Source organism: Parabacteroides sp. PM6-13 (assembly GCF_029892605.1).
In the GTDB taxonomy this organism is placed as follows: Bacteria; Bacteroidota; Bacteroidia; order Bacteroidales; family Tannerellaceae; genus QVMG01.
In genome coordinates this window covers 1-19,003 of record NZ_JARXWF010000026.1, presented here as the reverse complement: position 1 = coordinate 19,003, position 19,003 = coordinate 1, and the positions used below count along the sequence as shown (strand labels likewise).

The following is a 19,003-nucleotide window of genomic DNA, read 5'->3' as shown; positions in this document are numbered from 1 at the left end:
GTACTGCTCACAAGGTGGGAGAGTAGGTAGCTGCCGATTTAATCTGAAAAGAGCTTGTTCTTAATTGAACAGGCTCTTTTTTTGGTTTAAAGGGGGCTGCGGATTCTCCCGGTTGATTATACTTGTCGCGTATCACAAATATCTATCGTTCCTTCAGAACTCACTTGTTGTATTGTCGTGAGACCCAGGGTGGCGCAGACTTTCAGCCTGCTTACCCATGGGCTTTTATCATCGTTCCTCCGGAACTCGCCCCTTTAGGGGCCGGGTGGCTTTCAGCTATTTGAGGTTCTTACTTACAGAGCAACTCGCTAACCCGGCTATAATATGCATCGAGGTGATAGCCGTCGATGAAGGCGTGGTTTACCTTAAGGCCGATAGGGATATATTCTTTCCCTTCGCGCACAATCAGTTTTCCTATCAGCGTAACCGGATAGCCTCCCAGGGGGCTTTGATTGGCAAAAGAGATGCCGGTAAAGCTTAGGGTGGGTATGGCACTGATCAGGATCACGCCTTGATCTTCTTCGGAAGAGTCGTCTTCCGCACCAAAAGGGTTGGAGATGCTATTGTGTGAATCGATGATTGATGCGGCCTGTTGTGCGAATTCCTTCAGGTCTTCCACATAAGGAAGGCGCAAGGTGTTGTACCTTCCCTGCTCTCCCGTACGGATAATCGCCAGGGCATCCAGTTGGTCATAATAGAGGATTTCTCCCTTTCTATTGAATCGATATCTAAACTCCTTAATTTCATTGGCCGCCTTTAGCATGGCATGGGTATAATAGAGAAAGAAGGATATGCCCCATTCCTTCGCTTGTTGCTTTCCACCGGTACACTCCACTTCCGATGTAATAGAAATATGTGGATCCGGGAAGGAGCGAAAAAAGAGAACGGAGTCTTTCCTTTCGAACGACTCCAGGTCAATAATATGTTTCATGTTCTTATTATCTGTAACGTACGGCGGTGCCGGCGGCAGTGACCATCAACATGGTGCTTCCGGAGCCAACTGTTTCATAATCGAGATCAATACCAATAACAGCATTCGCTCCCAGGCGTGCTGCCTGATCGCTCATCTCTTGCAAAGCGACGTCTTTAGCCTGTTTTAATACTTTTTCATAGGCGCCCGACCGGCCTCCGACAATATCGGTAATACCGGCGAAAAAGTCTTTCACGATATTCGCTCCGATGATGGTTTCTCCGGATACGATCCCGAAATATTCTATAATCTCTTTCCCATCCAGGGTGTTTGTGGTAGTCAGTAACATACGCTTTTGTTTATTAAGTGAAAAATTAGAACTGTTTACGAAGATATGATAAAATTTCAAATCTTACCACCAAATAAAAGGTAAACACGTATATTTGCATTCCATAGTAAATTAGGAAGAGACTCCTGCAAAATGGTGTATTGTCTTTATGTTAAAACAGCAATTACAACAAAAACTCCAGCAAAAACTTTCTCCACAACAGATTCAATTGATTCGGTTGCTGGAGTTGCCTACTATTGAGTTGGAGGAGCGGGTAAAGCATGAGCTGGAGGAGAATCCTGCCTTGGAAGAGGGCAAAGAGGTCGAGGAGTTTGAATCGGTGGAAACCGTAGAAGAGAGTGGCGACTCGGCTATCGATATATCCCTGGGGGATTACCTGACGGAAGATGATATACCCGATTATAAATTGCGTGAGATAAGTGAGCGCACGGAGCGCAAGGAGGATGTGCCTTTCTCTATCGGTGAGTCACTGCAGGAGGCGCTTCGCCAGCAACTGGGACTGCGGGAGCTGGATGAGACGCAGATGAAAGTCGCTGAATATATCATTGGGAATATGGATGATGATGGCTATCTGCGGCGTGATCTGGCGGCTATTGCCGATGATCTGGTTTTTCAGGCAGGCCAGGATGTCGATGAAAAAGGTATCGAATCGATCCTATATGTCATTCAGGATTTTGAACCGGCCGGTATAGGTGCTCGCGATCTGCAGGAATGTCTGTTGTTACAGCTGGAGAGAAAGACAAAGACGCAAGCGGTGGAACTGGCTATCCGGGTGCTCTCCGACTATTTTGATGATTTCACACGCAAACATTACGACAAGATATTGCGAGGGCTTACGGTAGACGAGGCTGCCTTGAAGGCGGCGATCCAGGAGATCACCTCGCTCAATCCCAAACCGGGCAGTAGCTGGGGTAACTCGTTGGAGACAGCGATGAATCTGGTTATCCCGGACTTTATTGTGGAGGCGCATAACGGGGAACTGACATTAAGTATGAATAGTCGGGGAGTGCCTGACTTGCATATCAGCCGGGAGTACGCGGAGATGTTCCAGGATTACGCGGCCAATAAAACCAATCAGACGTCTGAGAGGCGTGAAGCGGTTCAGTTTGTCAAACAAAAGCTGGACTCTGCCCAGTGGTTTATCGACGCGATCAGGCAGCGACAGGAGACCTTGCGCCGCACGATGGAGGTGATTATCCTATTGCAACAGGATTTTTTCTTTACCGGCGATGAAGCCAGCCTGCGTCCGATGATACTGAAGGATGTGGCGGAGAAGGCAGGCTATGATATCTCTACCATCTCACGCGTGAGCAACAGCAAATATGTGCAGACTAATTTTGGCGTTTATCCGCTTAAATATTTTTTCTCCGAATCGATGCAGACCGACACAGGCGAGGAGATCTCTACCCGTGAAGTGAAGAAAATCATGAAGGAACATATCGAGGCAGAGGACAAGCGCAAGCCATTGACGGATGAAGAACTGACGAAAATATTGAAGGAGAAGGGCTATGTCATTGCGCGGCGGACTGTTGCAAAATATCGCGAACAATTAGGGATACCCGTTGCCCGCCTCAGAAAAGAAATATAACTTTGTAACCGAATGAAAATACTATCGAATATAATCTCAATTGTTTTCCATCCGTTACTGATCGTGACCTATGGCGTTCTATTGGCATTGACGCAGACCTATCTGTCGGAATACCCTTCGCAGCTCAAATTGGCTATATTGGGCGGCACGTTTCTGACGACCGCGCTTATCCCCGGTCTTTTTATTCTGTTGCTGATATACAACGGAGCCGCGACGGATGCTGAATTGACCGATCGGAAAGAACGAGCTGTTCCCTACCTGATTATCATTATATCCCTATTGTCCTGCCTGTATTACCTTTACCGAATGCGTATGCCTTTTTGGTTGATCGCTATTGTGGTTGGTGGCTGCATTGCATTGGTGGTGGCCCTGTGTGTCAACTTCTTTTGGAAGATCAGCGCGCATATGTTGGGCATGGGCGGATTGTTAGGCGGTGTGATGGGTGTTTGCCGTATCCATATGATGAATCCCTATGCCGGGTTTATTATTCTGATTGTGGGAGCGGGGTTGCTGGCCATGTCGCGTATCTATCTTAAACGTCATACCCCTATGCAGGCATATGCCGGGTTTGCATTGGGCTTTGTTTCTGTTTTTTCGGCAGTTTCTATGAGTTACTTGCATTTATTTATCAAATAAAAACACGAAAAATTATGAATTTTCCTGCAGAATTAAAGTACACAAAGGACCATGAATGGATCCGTGTAGAAGGTAATGAGGCATTGATCGGTATTACTGATTACGCGCAAAGTGAGTTAGGTGAGATCGTATTTGTTGACATCACGACCGAGGGTGAATCCTTGGATCAGGAAGAGGTGTTCGGAACGATTGAAGCTGTTAAGACTGTCTCTGACCTGTTTATGCCCGTTAGTGGTAAGGTGTTGGAGGTAAACCCCGACCTGGAAGACCAACCGGAATTGGTGAACGAAGACGCTTATGGCAAAGGCTGGTTAGTGAAAGTATCTCTGGCAGATCAGGCAGAGCTTGACGCGTTGCTGTCGGCAGGTGAATATGAAGCACTGATTGCTAAATGAAACCTATTGTAAGTATCATCATGGGCAGCACTTCGGATCTGCCCGTGATGGAAAAAGCAGCGAAACTCCTCGATGAGATGGAGATTCCTTTTGAGATGCACGCGCTCTCTGCCCACCGTACCCCGGCCGAGGTAGAGGCTTTTGCCAAAGGAGCCAAAGATCGGGGCATAAAGGTTATTATTGCGGCAGCCGGCATGGCGGCGCATCTGTGTGGGGTGATTGCCTCTATGACAACCCTTCCGGTGATCGGTGTACCGATCAATTCGACCTTGGATGGGATGGATGCCTTACTGGCTATTGTGCAGATGCCTCCGGGTATCCCGGTAGCAACCGTGGGTATCAATGGGGCATTGAACGCCGGCATCCTTGCTGTGCAGATGTTGTCGGTAGGCGACGAAGCATTACAGGATAAACTGGCTGCCTACAAAGAAGACCTGAAGAAAAAAATCGTAAAGGCGAATGCCGACCTGGCGCAAGTGAGCTATAAACACAAAACGAATTGATAATTGATAATGGATAGTTGATAACACAATATCAATTATCCATTATCAATTATCCATTAAATAGAGCCATGTTTAATTACACCCGTCGTACATCTTCCGAAGTTCAAATAGGCACTACTCCGATGGGAGGGGTGCGTCCGATCCGTATACAATCGATGGCCAATGTGTCGACGATGGATACGGAGGCGGCTGTCGATCAGGCAGTGCGGCTGATCGAAGCGGGGGCGGAATATGTTCGCTTCACGGCTCAAGGCGAACGCGAAGCCCTCAACCTGGGAGAGATACGAAAACGATTGAACGACTTAGGCTATACAACTCCGTTGGTGGCCGATATACATTTCAACCCGAAAGCGGCCGATGTGGCTGCCTATCAGATTGAAAAGGTGCGTATCAATCCGGGTAATTATGTGGACAGGGTAAAGACCTTCAGTCGGATTGAATATACCGACGAAGAGTATGCGGCAGAAGTGGAGAAGATTCGGAAACGTTTGCTGCCTTTCCTGGCTATCTGTAAAGCCGAGCACACCGCTATCCGTATCGGGGTGAATCACGGTTCGCTTTCGGATCGCATCATGAGTCGCTACGGAGACACGCCGCAAGGCATGGTAGCCTCCTGCATGGAGTTCCTGCGTATCTGCCGGGAAGAGGAGTTTCCGAATGTGGTGATCTCGATCAAAGCTTCTAACACCGTGGTAATGGTGCAGACAGTACGCCTGCTCGTGCAGACGATGGCAGCGGAAGATATGCACTACCCCCTTCATCTGGGCGTGACGGAAGCCGGCGACGGTGAAGACGGGCGCATCAAGAGTGCGGTAGGCATCGGAACGCTCTTGTCGGATGGAATAGGGGATACGATCCGCGTCTCCCTGAGTGAAGAGCCGGAAGCGGAAATGCCTGTTGCCCGTAAACTGGTCGATTATATCCGGGAACGGGAGGGGCACGAGCCGATCGAAGGAAAACTCTCTGCCGGTTATGACCCGATCTTCCCGGCCAGGCGCATAAGCCGCGCGATCCGCAATATAGGAGGCGGGCAGCCGCCTGTTGTTATTTCCGACCGTACCCAGGGCTCGTTCGAGATGAATCCATCGCTACTTCCCGATTATCTGTATATCGGAAAGGAGGATCCCGATAACCTGCCTGACCACTTGCCTTTATTGGTCGATTCGCATTTCTGGAAGAAACGTCCTGCCTGTTATCCCTGTTTTATTGCTTGCGAAGCAGAGGAAATGGCACATTTCGACACGGAGATGAAGTTTCTGCGTATCAATAGCCTGGAACTGACTGATCGCTTGATAGAACTGATCAAAGCTGACCCGTCTGTGGTCTTGGTGTTGAGCACGATACATCGTAATGGGGTGGGTGCCCAACGAGCTGCCATCCATCGTTTGATAGATGCCGGTTGTGATGCGCCTATTGTGTTGCAGCGCGACTATTATGAACCCGACCCCGAAGCACTCCAGGTCAAAGCCGGTGCTGATCTCGGCACGTTGTTGCTCGATGGTTTTGGCGATGGCATTCTGTTGTATAATGAAATCGGCGATCCTGTTGCTTTGGATAACTGTATGTTTGGTATCCTGCAGGCCGCGCGGGTGAGGATCAGCAAAACGGAATATATCTCCTGTCCGGGATGCGGCCGCACCCTGTTTAATCTGCAAGAGACTATTGCCCGTGTGAAAGAGGCTACCTCGCACCTGAAAGGCCTGAAGATCGGGATTATGGGCTGTATCGTCAACGGACCGGGCGAAATGGCCGATGCCGACTATGGTTATGTGGGTGCCGGACGTAACCGGATCAGCCTGTATAAAGGGAAAGCCTGTGTCTTGAAAAATATTCCCGAAGAGGAAGCCGTAGAACGTTTAGTAGCGTTAATAAAAGAGAACGGAGACTGGCATAACGAATAAATAGCTATCTTCGTATTTCATAACGAAATAGTCAAACCCCGTTTGGCTACTTTAACTACAAAGGACAATGAAAGTAAAGATAGTAAACAAGTCTCATCATCCGCTTCCTGCTTATGCAACTCCCTTATCGGCAGGAATGGATATCCGTGCTAACCTGGAAGAACCTGTCGTATTGAACCCGTTGGAGCGCAAGCTGATTCCGACGGGATTATTTATATCCCTGCCCGAAGGCTATGAGGCGCAGATGCGTCCACGCAGCGGATTGGCCATCAAACATGGCATCTCCCTGCTCAATACCCCGGGAACCATCGATGCCGACTACCGGGGAGAAATAGGCATTATCTTAGTAAATCTTTCCAACGAACCGTTTACGGTGAATGATGGCGAACGTATCTGCCAAATGGTGATCACGACCCATAGCCAGGTTGCCTGGGAACCCGTAGAAGAACTCGATGAGACCGAACGTGGAGCGGGTGGTTTCGGACATACCGGAAAGAAATAAGCAAAACAACATCTATATGCGTATCTTTTATATATTTCTTCTCCTTTTAACCGTTGCCGGATCTGCTTTTTCCCAAACCGACCAGCGTAAGTTTGATTATTTTTATTATGAAGGGCTTAACCTGAAGGCAGCAGGGAAATATGACGCGGCTTTCGACGCGCTTTCGCATTGTTTGTCGATCGACTCGACTGCGGCGCCCGTTTTGTATGAGCTGTCGTTCTTCTATATGCAGCTCGACCGCCCGGAAAAAACAGTAGAATACCTGCGTCGTGCCGTAGAAAACAGCTCCGACAATTACACCTACCGGATGGCATTGGCGTCGGTCAACCGCTCGCTCGGTATGTTCGACGAAGCTGTAGAAGAATACCGGAAGCTCTCTAAGCAATATCCGGAGAAGATGGACCTGGTGTTTTATCTGGCGGATGCCCTGACACAGAAGGGCGATATCGCGGAATCGATCGAAGCCTACGACACCCTGGAGTCGGCTGTCGGCATGAATGAGGCGCTTTCGCAACAAAAGTTCCGTCTCTATATGCAAATAGAAGAGAAGGAGAAAGCCTATAAAGAGATCGAAAAGTTAGCCAATAAATTCCCGATGGATGCACGCTATCCACTTATGCTGGGCGATTTATACCTGGAGAACAAAGAGATGGACAAAGCCTTGCAAAATTATGAAAAGGCGCATAAGATCGATCCGCAGAATCCCTACTATGTGGTCTCCATGTCGAACTATTACGAAGCGATAGGCGATAATGCCGCTTCGGAATCCCTGATCCGCGATGCGCTGGTGAACGAGAAGCTCGATGTAGAAACCAAAGTCGGCATACTCTCCCGTTATATCATCCGCCTGCAGCATACCGAGAAAGGCATGGAAGGCGCCAATGCCATCTTTGACGAATTGATTGAGCAACACCCGGAGGATATCGATCTGAAATTGATGTATGGCAGCTTGCTTACGGCCCAAGAGAAAAAGGAAGAGGCAGAGTTTCAGTTTCAATTGGTCACGGAAATGGAACCCGGCAATGCTTCTGCCTGGCAGCAATTGCTCAACCTCGCCTTGCGCAATGAGCAGTTAGACGAAGTGGTTCGTATTTGTACCACCTGTATGGATATGTTTCCGGATGCGCCGGAGTATTATTTCTATTTAGGCATTGCCTATTATCAGCAAGACAAACAGGAAGAGGCTTTGCAGGTTTACCGCGACGGTATTGCGATCATACCTGCCGAAAACGGGCGTCTGAAATCGGACTTCTATGGGCAGATGGGCGATATCTATTATCAGATGGAGCAGCTGGACAAGACCTATGAAGCCTACGATGAAGCGCTGAAATATAATATGAACAACGTGATGGTGCTCAATAACTACGCCTACTTCCTTGCCCTGGATAAGAAAGACCTGGACAAGGCATTGCGTATGAGTCTGCAAACCATCAATATGGAGTCGGAAAACGCGACCTACCTCGATACCTATGCCTGGATCCTCTTTGTGAAGGGCGAATACAAACTGGCGAAAATCTATATCGAACGGGCTATCGAGCATGACGACACGAACAGCTCCGAACTGGTAGATCATTACGGGGATATCCTCTTTATGATAGGCGAGAAAGAACGAGCCGTCGAGCAGTGGAAGAAGGCAAAAGAGCTGGGGAAAGAGGGAGAAGTCCTGGATCGTAAGATTGCGGAAGAAGCCTATTTTGAAGAATAACACATCGCTATGAGAACAATCCGATATACACTACTTTGTTTGATCGCCGTTATCGGCCTTGCATGCCTCAGCGGATGTAAATCGACCCAGAAGGTGGCGACCGTAGCGGCCGGTGAAGCCAAAGCGCATACCGATTTCTTTGAGTCTGTCCGTGAACAGGCTTTCCGGTTCGAGACCTTGAATGCCCGGATGAGCGTCGATGTGAAGATGCCTGGCAAAGAGATGAGCTCACGGGCCGAATTGAAGATGGTGCGCGATAGCGCGTTGGTGCTTTCCGTTCAACCGATCATGGGCATCGAGGTGATACGCCTGGAGATGGATCGCGATAGCATTCGTTTTATCGACCGCATGAATAAACGTTACCTGGCGGAGAACTACGCTCAACTGAAAGGGCAGACCCCGATTGCGTTCAACTACAACAACCTACAATCCCTTTTTGTCAATCACCTGTTTTTCCCTGGTGAAGAGAGTCTGACTCCGGCGCTTTATAACCGCTTTTTGTTGAATCAGGAAGGGAGTCGTGCCGAGATCAAGGCAAAGGATAGTATGGGCTTGCTCTATACCTTTCAGGCCGACGGAGAAGAGAAACTGCTTTCTACCTGCATCACCAACCGGGAAGAGACGATGAAGCTCGAGTGGTTGTATTCGGCTTTTGTGTTAACCGACGGGCAACCCTTTCCTACGGTGATGGATGTGAAAATACTGGATAAAGGAGAACTGAAGGGGGGCTTGAAGATTAACTTCACCCGGATACAGACCAATCTCCCGGTACAAATCAGTGGCTCGATCCCCGACAAATACCAACGGATCACCCTGGCGGACTTGATGAAAGCATTGCAAAAAAACAAGGAATAATATATGCGTCTCTTCCGGATCATCCTACTATTTTTCTTTACGTTACAGGTTACCTATGGTCAACAGAAGTCGCCTGAGGTACAGCGTTTGGAACAACAGCGTAAGGAGGCCTTGGCGGAGATCGAGATGACAAATAAACTGCTCCGGGAGACGGAGAGTACGACCAAAAACTACCTGAACCGACTCAATCTGTTAGGAAACCAGATCCTTCAGCGTAAGAAGGTGATCAGTCTGCTTGTGCAGGAAACGGCGGCTATCGACCGGGAGATCAAAAGTCTGTCCAACGAAATCAATCTATTAGAGAAGGAGCTGAAGCAGAAGCAGGACAACTACAAGCAGTCTGCCCAGCGCCTGCAGCGACGTGCCAATTCGCAAGATAAACTACTGTTTGTCCTTTCTGCCGATAATTTTTCACAGTCGATGCGTCGCATGCGCTATCTCCGGGAGTTTGCCTACTGGCAGAAACAGCAGGCACAAACGATTGTCGCCAAGCAAAAAGAGATCACTGCCAAGCAGGAGGAACTGCAAAAGACACGCTCGGAGAAGCAAAACCTGTTGAATGAGCGGGAGGAAGAGAATAAGAAACTGGTTGCCGAAGAGGCCGGCCAAAAGAAAGAGGTGCAGCAACTCAATAAGCGTCAAAAGGAACTACAGGCGCAGCTGAAGCAAAAGAAACAACGCGCGCAGGCCTTAAACCAACAGATCGAGAAACAGATTGCTGAAGAGATAGCCCGGGCAGAGGCTGCCGCAAAGGCGCAAGCGGCTGGGACAGAACCGGATCGCATAGCCGATAGCAAAGGTGGTTATGCCATGACCAAGGCTGAAAAACAACTGTCGGATGACTTTGCCGGTAATCGGGGACGACTGCCTTTCCCGTTGGAAGGCCAATATGCCATTGTGGGAACCTTTGGCGAACAACAACATGCCGAATTGAAATATGTTCGTATGAACAACAGCGGGATAGATATTCAAACCACTCCGGGAACGGATGCCCGTGCCGTATTCAACGGCGAGGTAACCCGTGTCTTTGTGGTGCCGGGTTATAATAATTCGGTGATTGTTCGTCATGGTAATTACCTGACGGTCTATAGTAACCTCAGTCAGGTCTATGTGAAAGCCGGCGATAAGGTAAAGACCCGGCAGCCTATCGGACGTATATTCAGTGATAACGAAAACGCCAACGAAACCATCCTCCACTTCCAGCTCTGGAAAGAAAAAACCAAGCTAAACCCTTCACCTTGGTTAGATAAGTGAAGGGTCGCCCGGTTATAAATTATTTCGCTACGCCTTGTTTGGTTTGTGTTACCGGTTGCATAGTGCCGTCGGCATTGTAGAATAATTCATCTACGCATACGCTACGACGTCCGATGGCGCCCGGATGACCGTCGATGGTCAGAACGGCGTTGTGATAGAACAGATACCATTTGCCTTTGAACTCGGTGACAGCCGGGTGGATCGTGAAGCTGTTTTCCGCCATGCCGGTCAGCTCGCCCTGTGGTGTCCATGGGCCTCGCATCGATGGTGCTGTCGCATAGGCGATGGTCTCCTTGCCTTTACCCATAGAGGCATACGTCAGGTAATAGATGTCGTTGTGTTTGTGCAGCCAGGGGCCTTCCACAAAGCGTGGTACATCCACCACTTCGATTTCGCCGTCTAATTCAATCATGTTTGGTTTGAGCTTCGCTAAGAAACAGGTACCGTTTCCCCAGCAGAGCCATGCCTCACCATTATCGTCTACCAAGGCGGTCGGGTCGATATCGTTCCACCATCCGCGCACGCCATTGTCGGTCATGTCGTCGGTCACCAGCGGTTTGCCGATCGGATCGATGAAAGGACCTGTAGGACTGTCGCTTACGGCTACGCCTACCACCTTGCTGTTGTAGGGCTCGCCCGCCTGTACGGTGGTGTAGTAGTAGAATTTACCATCCCGTTCGATCACCTGAGAAGCCCAGGCTTCTCCGATGCCATACGAGAAATCGGTCGGTTTCAATACAACGCCATGATCTGTCCAGGTCTGCATGTCTTTGGTAGAATAGCAAAGCCATTCGGTGATGTTAAACTCTTTTCCTCCGGAGGCGCCGTCTTGCCCTTCGTAGAATTCGTCATGTCCGACATACAAATAAAGTGTTCCTTTGTGTACCAACGAAGCCGGATCCGCCGTGAATTTGTCTTTAATCAATGGATTCCCCGTGTTCTTGAAGGTAGGGAGTGAGCTCTGGGGGCTACAAGCCACCAGCAAATAAATACAACCAATTAGAAAACCAATCTTCTTCATGATAAATAAAAATTAATATGTGTTTTTACTCAAAAAAATAGTCCGTTATAGTGATGGAAAAACGCTTGTGGCTCTTGTCCTATTACCCTTTGTATAATAGCGACTCTGCGAAAGTAAGGGGTATTTTTTTATTCTCCAAATGATGAGCCGCTAAATCTCTTTGTTCGCGGGTCTAACTTTGTTAAAGTTTTCCTACATTTGCATAAACGACGAATACGACACCTTATGAAGAGTAAAAGTTTAGTTTCCATTGATCAATGCTCCAAAGAGGATATACTCCGCATCCTCGATAATGCCCAAAAATTTGAAGAGAATCCCAACCGAAAAATAATGGATGGCAAAGTGGCCGCCACCCTGTTTTTCGAACCCTCCACCCGTACGCGCCTGAGCTTCGAAACAGCGTTCAACCGCCTGGGAGGCAAAGTGGTTGGTTTCTCCGACGCCTCGACAAGCTCCTCCTCCAAGGGAGAGACATTGAAAGACACCATCCTGATGGTGAGCAATTACGCCGATGTGATCATCATGCGCCACTACCTGGAAGGGGCTGCCCGCTATGCTTCCGAAGTAACAGATGTTCCTATTATCAACGCCGGAGACGGTGCCAATCAACATCCTTCGCAAACGCTGTTGGATATGTATTCCATCCGTAAAACGCAGGGCACGCTGGAGAATCTCACCATTACGATGGTCGGCGACCTGAAGTATGGCCGGACAGTACACTCCTTGATCGTTGGTATGTCGCACTTCAATCCCACTTTCCATTTCATCGCGCCTGAAGAGCTTCGTATGCCTGAAGAGCAAAAAAACTTCTGCAAAAAGCATAACATCAAATACACAGAGCATTTCGACTTTACAACCGATATCATCAACCAGACCGATATCCTGTATATGACCCGGGTGCAGCGCGAACGTTTCACCGACCTGGTGGAATATGAACGGGTAAAGAATGTCTATATCCTGCACAATGAGATGCTGAAAGGCAGCCGCGACAACCTGCGCATCCTGCATCCGCTGCCACGCGTGAATGAGATAGCCTACGATGTTGACGATAATCCGAAAGCCTATTATATTCAGCAGGCGCGCAATGGACTATTCACCCGCGAAGCCATTATTTGTGAAGTATTAAATATAGAACTCTAAACGACCTATAAGATATGTCAGCTCAAAAGCAAAAAGAACTACAGGTGGCTGCCCTCGAAAACGGAACGGCTATCGATCATATCCCCCCCAGCCAGTTGTTTAAGGTAGCCTCGCTGCTCGGACTGGAGAAGATGGACAATACGATTACCATCGGCAACAATTTCCATAGCAAGAAGATGGGATGCAAAGGCGTGATTAAGATTGCCGGCAAATTCTTTGAAGAGGATGAGATCAATCGCATCGCGTTGATCGCTCCGAATGTGATCCTCAATATCATCCGCGACTACGAGGTGGTAGAGAAAAAGACCGTCACCCTGCCCGACGAACTGATCGGCCTGGTGAAATGCAACAACCCGAAGTGTATCACCAACAATGAGCCGATGCTCTCGCGTTTCGACGTGGAAGACAGAGCCTCCGGAGCCATCCGTTGCCGCTATTGCGAACGTAAGATCAATAAAGAAGATATCGTTATCAAATAATTGGGTATGAAACAAGACTGGAAACCGGGTACATTGGTCTATCCGCTGCCGGCATTATTGGTGAGCTGCGGAAGCGATCCGTCCGATTACAACCTGATCACGGTAGCCTGGACCGGCACCTTATGCACCAATCCGCCGATGTGCTACATCTCCGTACGTCCCGAGCGCCATTCCTATCAACTGATCCGGGAGAATATGGAGTTTGTCATCAACCTAACCACCAAGGAGATGGCCTATGCCACCGATTGGTGTGGTGTCAACTCGGGGAAAGACCACCGGAAATTCGAAGAGATGGGACTGACGGCGGGCAAGGCATCGGTCGTAAATGCGCCGATAGTGGAGGAGTCGCCACTCTGTATCGAATGCCGGGTGAAAGAGATTGTTGCGCTGGGCAGCCACGATATGTTTGTGGCCGACGTGGTCAATGTATTGGCCGACGACAAATACCTGGATCCCGTGACCGGCGCGTTCGATATGGAGCGAGCCAATCTCTTGGTCTATGTGCATGGAAAGTATTACGAACTGGGCTCGTTTATCGGGAAATTCGGCTGGTCGGTCAAAAAGAAAAAATAGAAAATCCGCCATGAAACGTCTTTTATTTATCGGCATAGGGGTGTTGTGTCTTGTCTCATTGAAGGCACAAAAGACCTATACGCCCCCTCCGGAAAAGGTGTTTCATGTAGGGGCGACGGTGGGCTTTAACGCCGCCTACCCGATCGTCAATTCCCTTACCGTCAACGGAGAGAGCCTCGAGAATATTCAGGTGACGCAAAAGGTAGGCAACTTGGGCTCGTTGTTCTTCCGTGTCAATATGGATCGTTTCTTTATTCAGCCCAGTATCACCTGGAGTCGTTACGAAGGAGAGCTGCAATTCAACCTGCCGGAGAGCCTATTGCCGGAAACAGCCCTGGCGGAATCGAATACAAACAAGCTGAATGCCGAGCTTTCCATGCGCAAAGATGCGTTGCAGGTGCCGGTGCTTATCGGGTATCATATCGTACGGGAGGGACCTTACGCGCTTAGCCTGATGGCCGGTCCTACCTTTAAGTACAACTATAAGGTGACATACGAATCCACAGCCCGGGAGACCAAACAGGAATTTATCAGCGAGAGCAATCCCTTTGGTGTCAATATCGGCTTGGGCCTGGCGGTGCGAATATGGCAACTCTTCTTCGACTTTAGCTATGAGTTGGGGCTAAACTATACCGAGTCTGATTTCAGAAGCAAGAATCCCGCCTACTCCATGAGCGATTACGACGTGCGAATCAATATGCGCAACGATGTGTTTAGCTTCTCGATCGGTGTTATGTTCTAACTATTTCCCACAAATCGACTTAAACTGGCAATATCGACAGGCATCTTCGGTCGGTGTCTGTATGAACGGTGTCTGATCGTCGAAGATCGTATCTAAGCAGTCGCGCATGGCCGTTTCAAACTCCTCCTTATAATCTGCAAAGTCCTCGATGGGCGCACTGCTGCGTCCCTCTTTCTTGATAATCGTCGGGCTGAAATCAGCCTTGAAAATGTTGCGCATGGCATAGATACCCGGCTGGATCTTCCGTCCCGCGGCAATAGGTTGTTGGGTATACATCCAGCCATACATAAACACCTGCATCACCGCTTTGGGGCGTTTCTTCTCTTCCAGGTCGAACAACTGGCTGATCTGCTTGAACTCCAATGTAGCTTCCCCACTCTTATAGTCGATGATACGAAGCGTGTCGCCCACCTCGTCCAGGCGGTCGATAAACCCTTTCAGCTGAATGGAAGAACCATCGCTCAGTGGGAACAGTTTTTTTACCCTTTCCTCTGAAGAGAGATAATGGAAAGGTGCCAATTTGGCGTCGCGCTCCAATACCTTCATCACATACTTGCGAATCATCTCCCCGATCAGGTAGTTCTGTCCCGTCAGCGGACGTACCCTGTCGGACTGGAAGAACTCCGTAGCAAACGCCTTGGCAATGGTGTCGGTGATCAATCGCTTATCCTCCCGCATCCTCTTCAACAGATCGGCAGTGACCATCCGCCCCACGTAAGGATGATAGAGATCCTCCAATGTCTTATGCAAGATGCTACCGAAGATATTGCTCTCGATCGATTCGGTGACCTCTTTCTCTTCCTCTACCTTTTCCAGGGTGGAGAAATAGAATCTCAACGGACAATCGAGGTAGGTATTGATCGCACTGGCGGAAATAGCCCGGTCGCCCCCTTCGCGGTAGGCAGCCAAAAGGGTCATCACCTCCGGCGTTTTCTTTATCTCCAAGGGCGGTGTCTGACTGGAAGAGACATTGTAAACAACCAATTTTTGCTTGATCGGCTCTTCATAATGATAACGCAGCTGATGTACAAAGCGGCTCACTTCGCCCGTCTGCAAGCCGGTTGTTCGGGTGTCATACAACAGGCTCACCTGCTCTGCCCGGTGTATCAGGCGATAGAAATGATAGGCCCACACACTGTCCTGGTGCTCATAGGTGGGCAATCCGAAACCACGCCGTAGGTTGTAGGGAATAAAGGAATTGGCGGTCCGGTGTTGCGGAAAGATTCCATCGTTCATCGAGAGGATGATCAAGCGGTCGAAGTCGAGCGCGCGCGTCTCCAAAACACCCATGACCTGAATACCAGCCAGCGGCTCTCCCCGGAAAGGGATCGTCATAGAAGAGGTCATCTGTTTCAATAGCCGCGCTAGGGTATCCGTATGCATCTCGATATCCGCTTCGCGAATCACCTCTCGCAAGCGGTTGATGGTCGTGAAATAATGAAACAGGAACTCGCTGTCTAACGGCGAGGCATCGAGCTCGCGGTTTAGGGTCTCCAATAATTCGATCAGGTAGGAGGTGATCTCGTCGGTGCTCAGGCGGGGCGTAAACAACAGAGCCAACAACGGCGTTACGCTTAACTCCTCCTGTGCGATATAGATGCGGTTGTTTTTCACCAGGCGGGTGACCAGATCGCTCACCAGCTCCGGCGCTGTAGCGGCAATATAGCGGTGGTTCAATACCGGCAACACATCGCGGAAGTAGAACAACGGCTTCCCCTCTTGGTAGCGTATTCGCTGTTGCAGCGATAATAGGCTGTCGGCCAGGGAGGCAGCCGGGGTATGGGTCAGCGGATACCCCATCGTGACATTGATCGAACGTATCTCCTCCGGAATAGAGTTCAATACCGGCAACAACAGCTGTTCGTCGGCCAGGACAACCGCCGTGCGCAATGCCTTCTCCGCTTCCAGTACACCCTCTTTCTGCCAATCGCTGAGGGTGGCATAGACCTGCTTGGCCTGCCCGATGCCCGATGGGATGGCTATCACCTCTATCTGCGTATCGACCTTCTCTTCGTCCGGCAGGGGGTGTTTCGATGGAAAGAGCACCTGGTTGCGCTCCACAAAATAGGAGGCCCGGTTGTCTTTATCGTTTACCCTTTTCGAGGCATAATCCCAATAGAAGTCGGCAATGCCCATACGCCGTAGGGAAACTAACAATTTCTCCTCGACCTTCGAAAGTGCGTTTAACCCAACAAATACAATCTGTTCATAATCCAACTGACGCCGACATGGCACCTCATCCAACGATTCCACCACATCGCGGAAGATCATTCCTTCGTAGCCTTTGTTGGCAGCCGCCAGTTCCGCGCGCAGTCCCTCATACAGGTCATGGAGCAACTGCCATACTTTCAGGAATTCCTGCTGGTTGGGCGAGTCGCCTTTCGGGTGAAAAGTGGACCAGAAAGAGCGGATCGCGGTGATCTGTTCGGGCGACAAATAAGTGAAATCATTCTCTATCTCCCGGATATCCGTCACTAAGGTAAACAGTTCCCGGGCATTTACCATATACTTATCGATATCATCGAAGTCGTTCAATAACATCTCTCCCCAGTAGAAAAACTCGTCAAAAGTCTCCGCCGAAGGGCTTAATTGGCTGTATTGCTGATAGAGCGTGAAGAGCATCTGCGTGCGATCGGCCAATTGACGACCACTTAGTTGCAGGAAAAGATCCTGTATCGTGAATATCGCCGGCGAAAACAGTGGCTTTTCGGCCATCTCCGTCAGGTATTTCTTGAAAAACAATCCCGCACGCCGATTCGGAAAGACAAAAGCCATGCGACTGACAGCCGTTCCATGTTCTTTATAAAAAAGCGAAGCTATTTGTTGGAGGAAAGGGGACATTTTAATAATTATGAATTGTGAATTATGAATTATGAATTGGAGATTTCTATCTAAAGCTGGAGTTGACCCAAAAGTAGCAGACAACTATCTAAAGCTCCTCTCCTGGTCAGGAGAGGGGGACCGCTGCTTGCAGTGGTGGAGAGGTTGTTTCATCATTCATAATTCATAATTCATAATTACTTTCTCAATTCCTTCCAGCTCTTCCGCCGTAAAGGTCAGATTATCCAACGCTTTTAGGTTGTCCAATAATTGGTTTACCGAGCTGGCGCCGATAAGCACGGAGGTTACCCGGTTGTTTCTTAATAGCCAGGCCAGTGCCATCTCCGCCAATGTCTGTCCACGTCCAAGCGCCATCTCATGCAGTTGACGGATCTGCTGAACGACCTCCGGTGTGATCCGGGAGGCCTGCAGGTGTCCGGTGCTGCGTGCTGCCCGTGAGTTTTCCGGGATGCCCTGCAGGTATTTATCGGTAAGCATGCCTTGTGCCAATGGAGAAAAGGCGATCATGCCCACTCCCTCTTTTTCTAATAAAGGCAATAGTTCCGGCTCTGTCCAGCGGTCGAACATCGAATAACGCGCCTGATGGATCAGGCAGGGCACCCGCTCTTCGCGCAACAGCGCCAAAGCCCTCTCGGTTTGCTCGGCATTATAGTTGGAGATACCTACATACAACGCCTTCCCCTGGTGTACGATATCTGCCAAGGCGCGCATCGTCTCTTCCATCGGTGTCTCCGGATCCGGGCGATGTGAATAGAAAATATCCACATACTCCAACCCCATCCGCCGTAGGCTCTGGTCGAGGCTTGCCATCAGATACTTCCGGCTGCCCCAATTGCCATACGGCCCCGGCCACATATCGTAGCCCGCCTTGGTGGAGATCACCAGCTCATCGCGGTAGGCGCCCAGCCCTTTTTTCAGGATACGCCCGAAATTCTCTTCCGCTGATCCGTAAACCGGCCCGTAATTATTGGCCAAGTCGAAATGGGTTATGCCCCGGTCGAACGCCGTATAGGCGATCTGGCTATAGTTCTCAAACACATCCACACTCCCGAAATTATGCCACAACCCCAGCGAGATCGGCGGCAACAACAACCCACTCCGCCCGCAACGGCGATAAGTAGCCTGCTCGTAACGGTTATCCTTTGCTTTATATAGACTCATGATACATTGTTTTATACAAATATAATATAAAAAGAGGAATCGAAGATCGGGAAAACTCCTTTTGTAAGATTTGATTCTAAAGTCCGGAAGGACTTAGATGTGGATAACCCCGTGCAAGCCGTTAAGGCGCAGCTCGGGATTGATAGTGTCATAGAAACGAGCTCCGTAGGGGCTCAACAGTTGACCTCCTACGGAGCTCATGTATATATACATTACGTCTACCCCGCGCTGCACCTACGGTTTGCACGGGGTTATCCAGGTTGAAGCCCTTCCGGGCTTGCTGGATTATTCAGATTTGGTAAGATGTGAAGGAGAAAGGAGAAAGGAGAAGGGAGAAAGGGCGTCTTCAGATATTATAAGAATTGAAGGAAATAGGAGATAGGGGTGGGGGAAGCGCTGCATAGCAGCGACCTGTATCCAGCCCCGTGCGTGAGCGCGGGGAAAAGGG

General features: G+C 49.5%; 18 protein-coding genes. 13 read left to right on the top strand and 5 right to left on the bottom strand.

Translation table 11 applies throughout. The annotated features are described in order from the left end of the window. Positions 1–289: 289 nt before the first annotated feature. Together M2134_RS15500 and M2134_RS15495 are read right to left on the bottom strand one after the other, a co-directional pair. Positions 290–931 carry a CatA-like O-acetyltransferase gene (locus M2134_RS15500; RefSeq protein WP_280751512.1) on the bottom strand — a complete coding sequence of 214 codons (642 nt, stop codon included), beginning with the start codon at positions 929–931 and terminating at the stop codon, positions 290–292. 7 nt (positions 932–938) lie between these two features. Then, on the bottom strand, positions 939–1,259 hold the full coding sequence (locus M2134_RS15495; RefSeq protein ID WP_280751513.1) for a heavy metal-binding domain-containing protein: 321 nt from the start codon (positions 1,257–1,259) through the stop codon (positions 939–941). A 148-nt stretch (positions 1,260–1,407) separates the two neighbouring features. Here M2134_RS15495 and rpoN point away from each other — a divergent pair, with 148 nt between their 5' ends. From rpoN to M2134_RS15450, 9 genes are all read left to right on the top strand, one after another. Then, complete coding sequence (gene rpoN / locus M2134_RS15490; protein WP_280751514.1) at positions 1,408–2,847, top strand: RNA polymerase factor sigma-54; 1,440 nt, start codon at positions 1,408–1,410, stop codon at positions 2,845–2,847. A gap of 12 nt (positions 2,848–2,859) precedes the next feature. Beyond that, the gene (locus tag M2134_RS15485; protein WP_280751515.1) at positions 2,860–3,483 is read left to right on the top strand and encodes a hypothetical protein; all 624 of its coding nucleotides are present in this window, start codon (positions 2,860–2,862) and stop codon (positions 3,481–3,483) included. A 14-nt stretch (positions 3,484–3,497) separates the two neighbouring features. Next, a complete protein-coding gene (gene gcvH, locus M2134_RS15480; RefSeq protein ID WP_280751516.1) occupies positions 3,498–3,878 on the top strand; it encodes a glycine cleavage system protein GcvH in 381 nt (126 codons plus the stop codon). Beyond that, positions 3,875–4,381, top strand: a complete 507-nt coding sequence (purE, locus tag M2134_RS15475; RefSeq protein WP_280751517.1) for a 5-(carboxyamino)imidazole ribonucleotide mutase — start codon at positions 3,875–3,877, stop codon at positions 4,379–4,381. The genes gcvH and purE overlap by 4 nt, the downstream gene beginning before the upstream one ends. 68 nt (positions 4,382–4,449) lie before the next feature. Then, on the top strand, positions 4,450–6,282 hold the full coding sequence (locus M2134_RS15470; RefSeq protein ID WP_280751518.1) for a 4-hydroxy-3-methylbut-2-en-1-yl diphosphate synthase: 1,833 nt from the start codon (positions 4,450–4,452) through the stop codon (positions 6,280–6,282). A gap of 67 nt (positions 6,283–6,349) precedes the next feature. Continuing rightward, on the top strand, positions 6,350–6,784 hold the full coding sequence (gene dut / locus M2134_RS15465; protein WP_280751519.1) for a dUTP diphosphatase: 435 nt from the start codon (positions 6,350–6,352) through the stop codon (positions 6,782–6,784). Between the two features lie 10 nt (positions 6,785–6,794). Further along, positions 6,795–8,489, top strand: coding sequence for a tetratricopeptide repeat protein (locus M2134_RS15460; protein WP_280758215.1), 1,695 nt, complete (start codon positions 6,795–6,797; stop codon positions 8,487–8,489). A 9-nt stretch (positions 8,490–8,498) separates the two neighbouring features. Beyond that, positions 8,499–9,344 carry a DUF4292 domain-containing protein gene (locus M2134_RS15455; protein ID WP_280751521.1) on the top strand — a complete coding sequence of 282 codons (846 nt, stop codon included), beginning with the start codon at positions 8,499–8,501 and terminating at the stop codon, positions 9,342–9,344. A 3-nt stretch (positions 9,345–9,347) separates the two neighbouring features. Then, entirely contained in the window at positions 9,348–10,598 is a 1,251-nt protein-coding gene (locus M2134_RS15450; protein ID WP_280751522.1) for a peptidoglycan DD-metalloendopeptidase family protein, read from the top strand. Positions 10,599–10,617: 19 nt separating this feature from the next. Here M2134_RS15450 and M2134_RS15445 read toward each other — a convergent pair whose 3' ends face one another. Further along, complete coding sequence (locus M2134_RS15445; RefSeq protein WP_280751523.1) at positions 10,618–11,619, bottom strand: glycoside hydrolase family 43 protein; 1,002 nt, start codon at positions 11,617–11,619, stop codon at positions 10,618–10,620. Between the two features lie 225 nt (positions 11,620–11,844). Here M2134_RS15445 and pyrB point away from each other — a divergent pair, with 225 nt between their 5' ends. Genes pyrB through M2134_RS15425 form a run of 4 tightly spaced genes read left to right on the top strand, consistent with a single transcriptional unit; the run spans position 11,845 to position 14,553 of the window. Beyond that, a complete protein-coding gene (gene pyrB / locus M2134_RS15440; protein ID WP_280751524.1) occupies positions 11,845–12,759 on the top strand; it encodes an aspartate carbamoyltransferase in 915 nt (304 codons plus the stop codon). A gap of 14 nt (positions 12,760–12,773) precedes the next feature. After that, the gene (pyrI, locus tag M2134_RS15435) at positions 12,774–13,238 is read left to right on the top strand and encodes an aspartate carbamoyltransferase regulatory subunit (protein WP_280751525.1); all 465 of its coding nucleotides are present in this window, start codon (positions 12,774–12,776) and stop codon (positions 13,236–13,238) included. A gap of 6 nt (positions 13,239–13,244) precedes the next feature. Beyond that, positions 13,245–13,811, top strand: a complete 567-nt coding sequence (locus M2134_RS15430; protein WP_280751526.1) for a flavin reductase family protein — start codon at positions 13,245–13,247, stop codon at positions 13,809–13,811. Between the two features lie 10 nt (positions 13,812–13,821). Then, positions 13,822–14,553: a porin family protein gene (locus M2134_RS15425; RefSeq protein ID WP_280751527.1), complete on the top strand. Its 732-nt coding sequence runs from the start codon at positions 13,822–13,824 to the stop codon at positions 14,551–14,553. Here the strand turns inward: M2134_RS15425 and M2134_RS15420 are convergent, their stop codons facing one another. Next, entirely contained in the window at positions 14,554–17,394 is a 2,841-nt protein-coding gene (locus M2134_RS15420; RefSeq protein WP_280751528.1) for a PD-(D/E)XK nuclease family protein, read from the bottom strand. A 156-nt stretch (positions 17,395–17,550) separates the two neighbouring features. Then, entirely contained in the window at positions 17,551–18,555 is a 1,005-nt protein-coding gene (gene mgrA / locus M2134_RS15415; protein WP_280751529.1) for an L-glyceraldehyde 3-phosphate reductase, read from the bottom strand. Positions 18,556–19,003 lie beyond the last annotated feature (448 nt).

What these genes read in the sequence shown, in the direction of transcription:
- rpoN (WP_280751514.1), top strand. Translation starts at nt 1,408, where the DNA reads ATGTTAAAACAGCAATTACAACAAAAACTCCAGCAAAAACTTTCTCCA.
- M2134_RS15450 (WP_280751522.1), top strand. Translation starts at nt 9,348, where the DNA reads ATGCGTCTCTTCCGGATCATCCTACTATTTTTCTTTACGTTACAGGTT.
- M2134_RS15430 (WP_280751526.1), top strand. Translation starts at nt 13,245, where the DNA reads ATGAAACAAGACTGGAAACCGGGTACATTGGTCTATCCGCTGCCGGCA.
- M2134_RS15425 (WP_280751527.1), top strand. Translation starts at nt 13,822, where the DNA reads ATGAAACGTCTTTTATTTATCGGCATAGGGGTGTTGTGTCTTGTCTCA.
- purE (WP_280751517.1), top strand. Translation starts at nt 3,875, where the DNA reads ATGAAACCTATTGTAAGTATCATCATGGGCAGCACTTCGGATCTGCCC.
- pyrI (WP_280751525.1), top strand. Translation starts at nt 12,774, where the DNA reads ATGTCAGCTCAAAAGCAAAAAGAACTACAGGTGGCTGCCCTCGAAAAC.
- M2134_RS15420 (WP_280751528.1), bottom strand. Translation starts at nt 17,394, where the DNA reads ATGTCCCCTTTCCTCCAACAAATAGCTTCGCTTTTTTATAAAGAACAT.
- dut (WP_280751519.1), top strand. Translation starts at nt 6,350, where the DNA reads ATGAAAGTAAAGATAGTAAACAAGTCTCATCATCCGCTTCCTGCTTAT.
- M2134_RS15485 (WP_280751515.1), top strand. Translation starts at nt 2,860, where the DNA reads ATGAAAATACTATCGAATATAATCTCAATTGTTTTCCATCCGTTACTG.
- M2134_RS15495 (WP_280751513.1), bottom strand. Translation starts at nt 1,259, where the DNA reads ATGTTACTGACTACCACAAACACCCTGGATGGGAAAGAGATTATAGAA.
- M2134_RS15500 (WP_280751512.1), bottom strand. Translation starts at nt 931, where the DNA reads ATGAAACATATTATTGACCTGGAGTCGTTCGAAAGGAAAGACTCCGTT.
- pyrB (WP_280751524.1), top strand. Translation starts at nt 11,845, where the DNA reads ATGAAGAGTAAAAGTTTAGTTTCCATTGATCAATGCTCCAAAGAGGAT.
- mgrA (WP_280751529.1), bottom strand. Translation starts at nt 18,555, where the DNA reads ATGAGTCTATATAAAGCAAAGGATAACCGTTACGAGCAGGCTACTTAT.
- gcvH (WP_280751516.1), top strand. Translation starts at nt 3,498, where the DNA reads ATGAATTTTCCTGCAGAATTAAAGTACACAAAGGACCATGAATGGATC.
- M2134_RS15445 (WP_280751523.1), bottom strand. Translation starts at nt 11,619, where the DNA reads ATGAAGAAGATTGGTTTTCTAATTGGTTGTATTTATTTGCTGGTGGCT.
- M2134_RS15455 (WP_280751521.1), top strand. Translation starts at nt 8,499, where the DNA reads ATGAGAACAATCCGATATACACTACTTTGTTTGATCGCCGTTATCGGC.
- M2134_RS15470 (WP_280751518.1), top strand. Translation starts at nt 4,450, where the DNA reads ATGTTTAATTACACCCGTCGTACATCTTCCGAAGTTCAAATAGGCACT.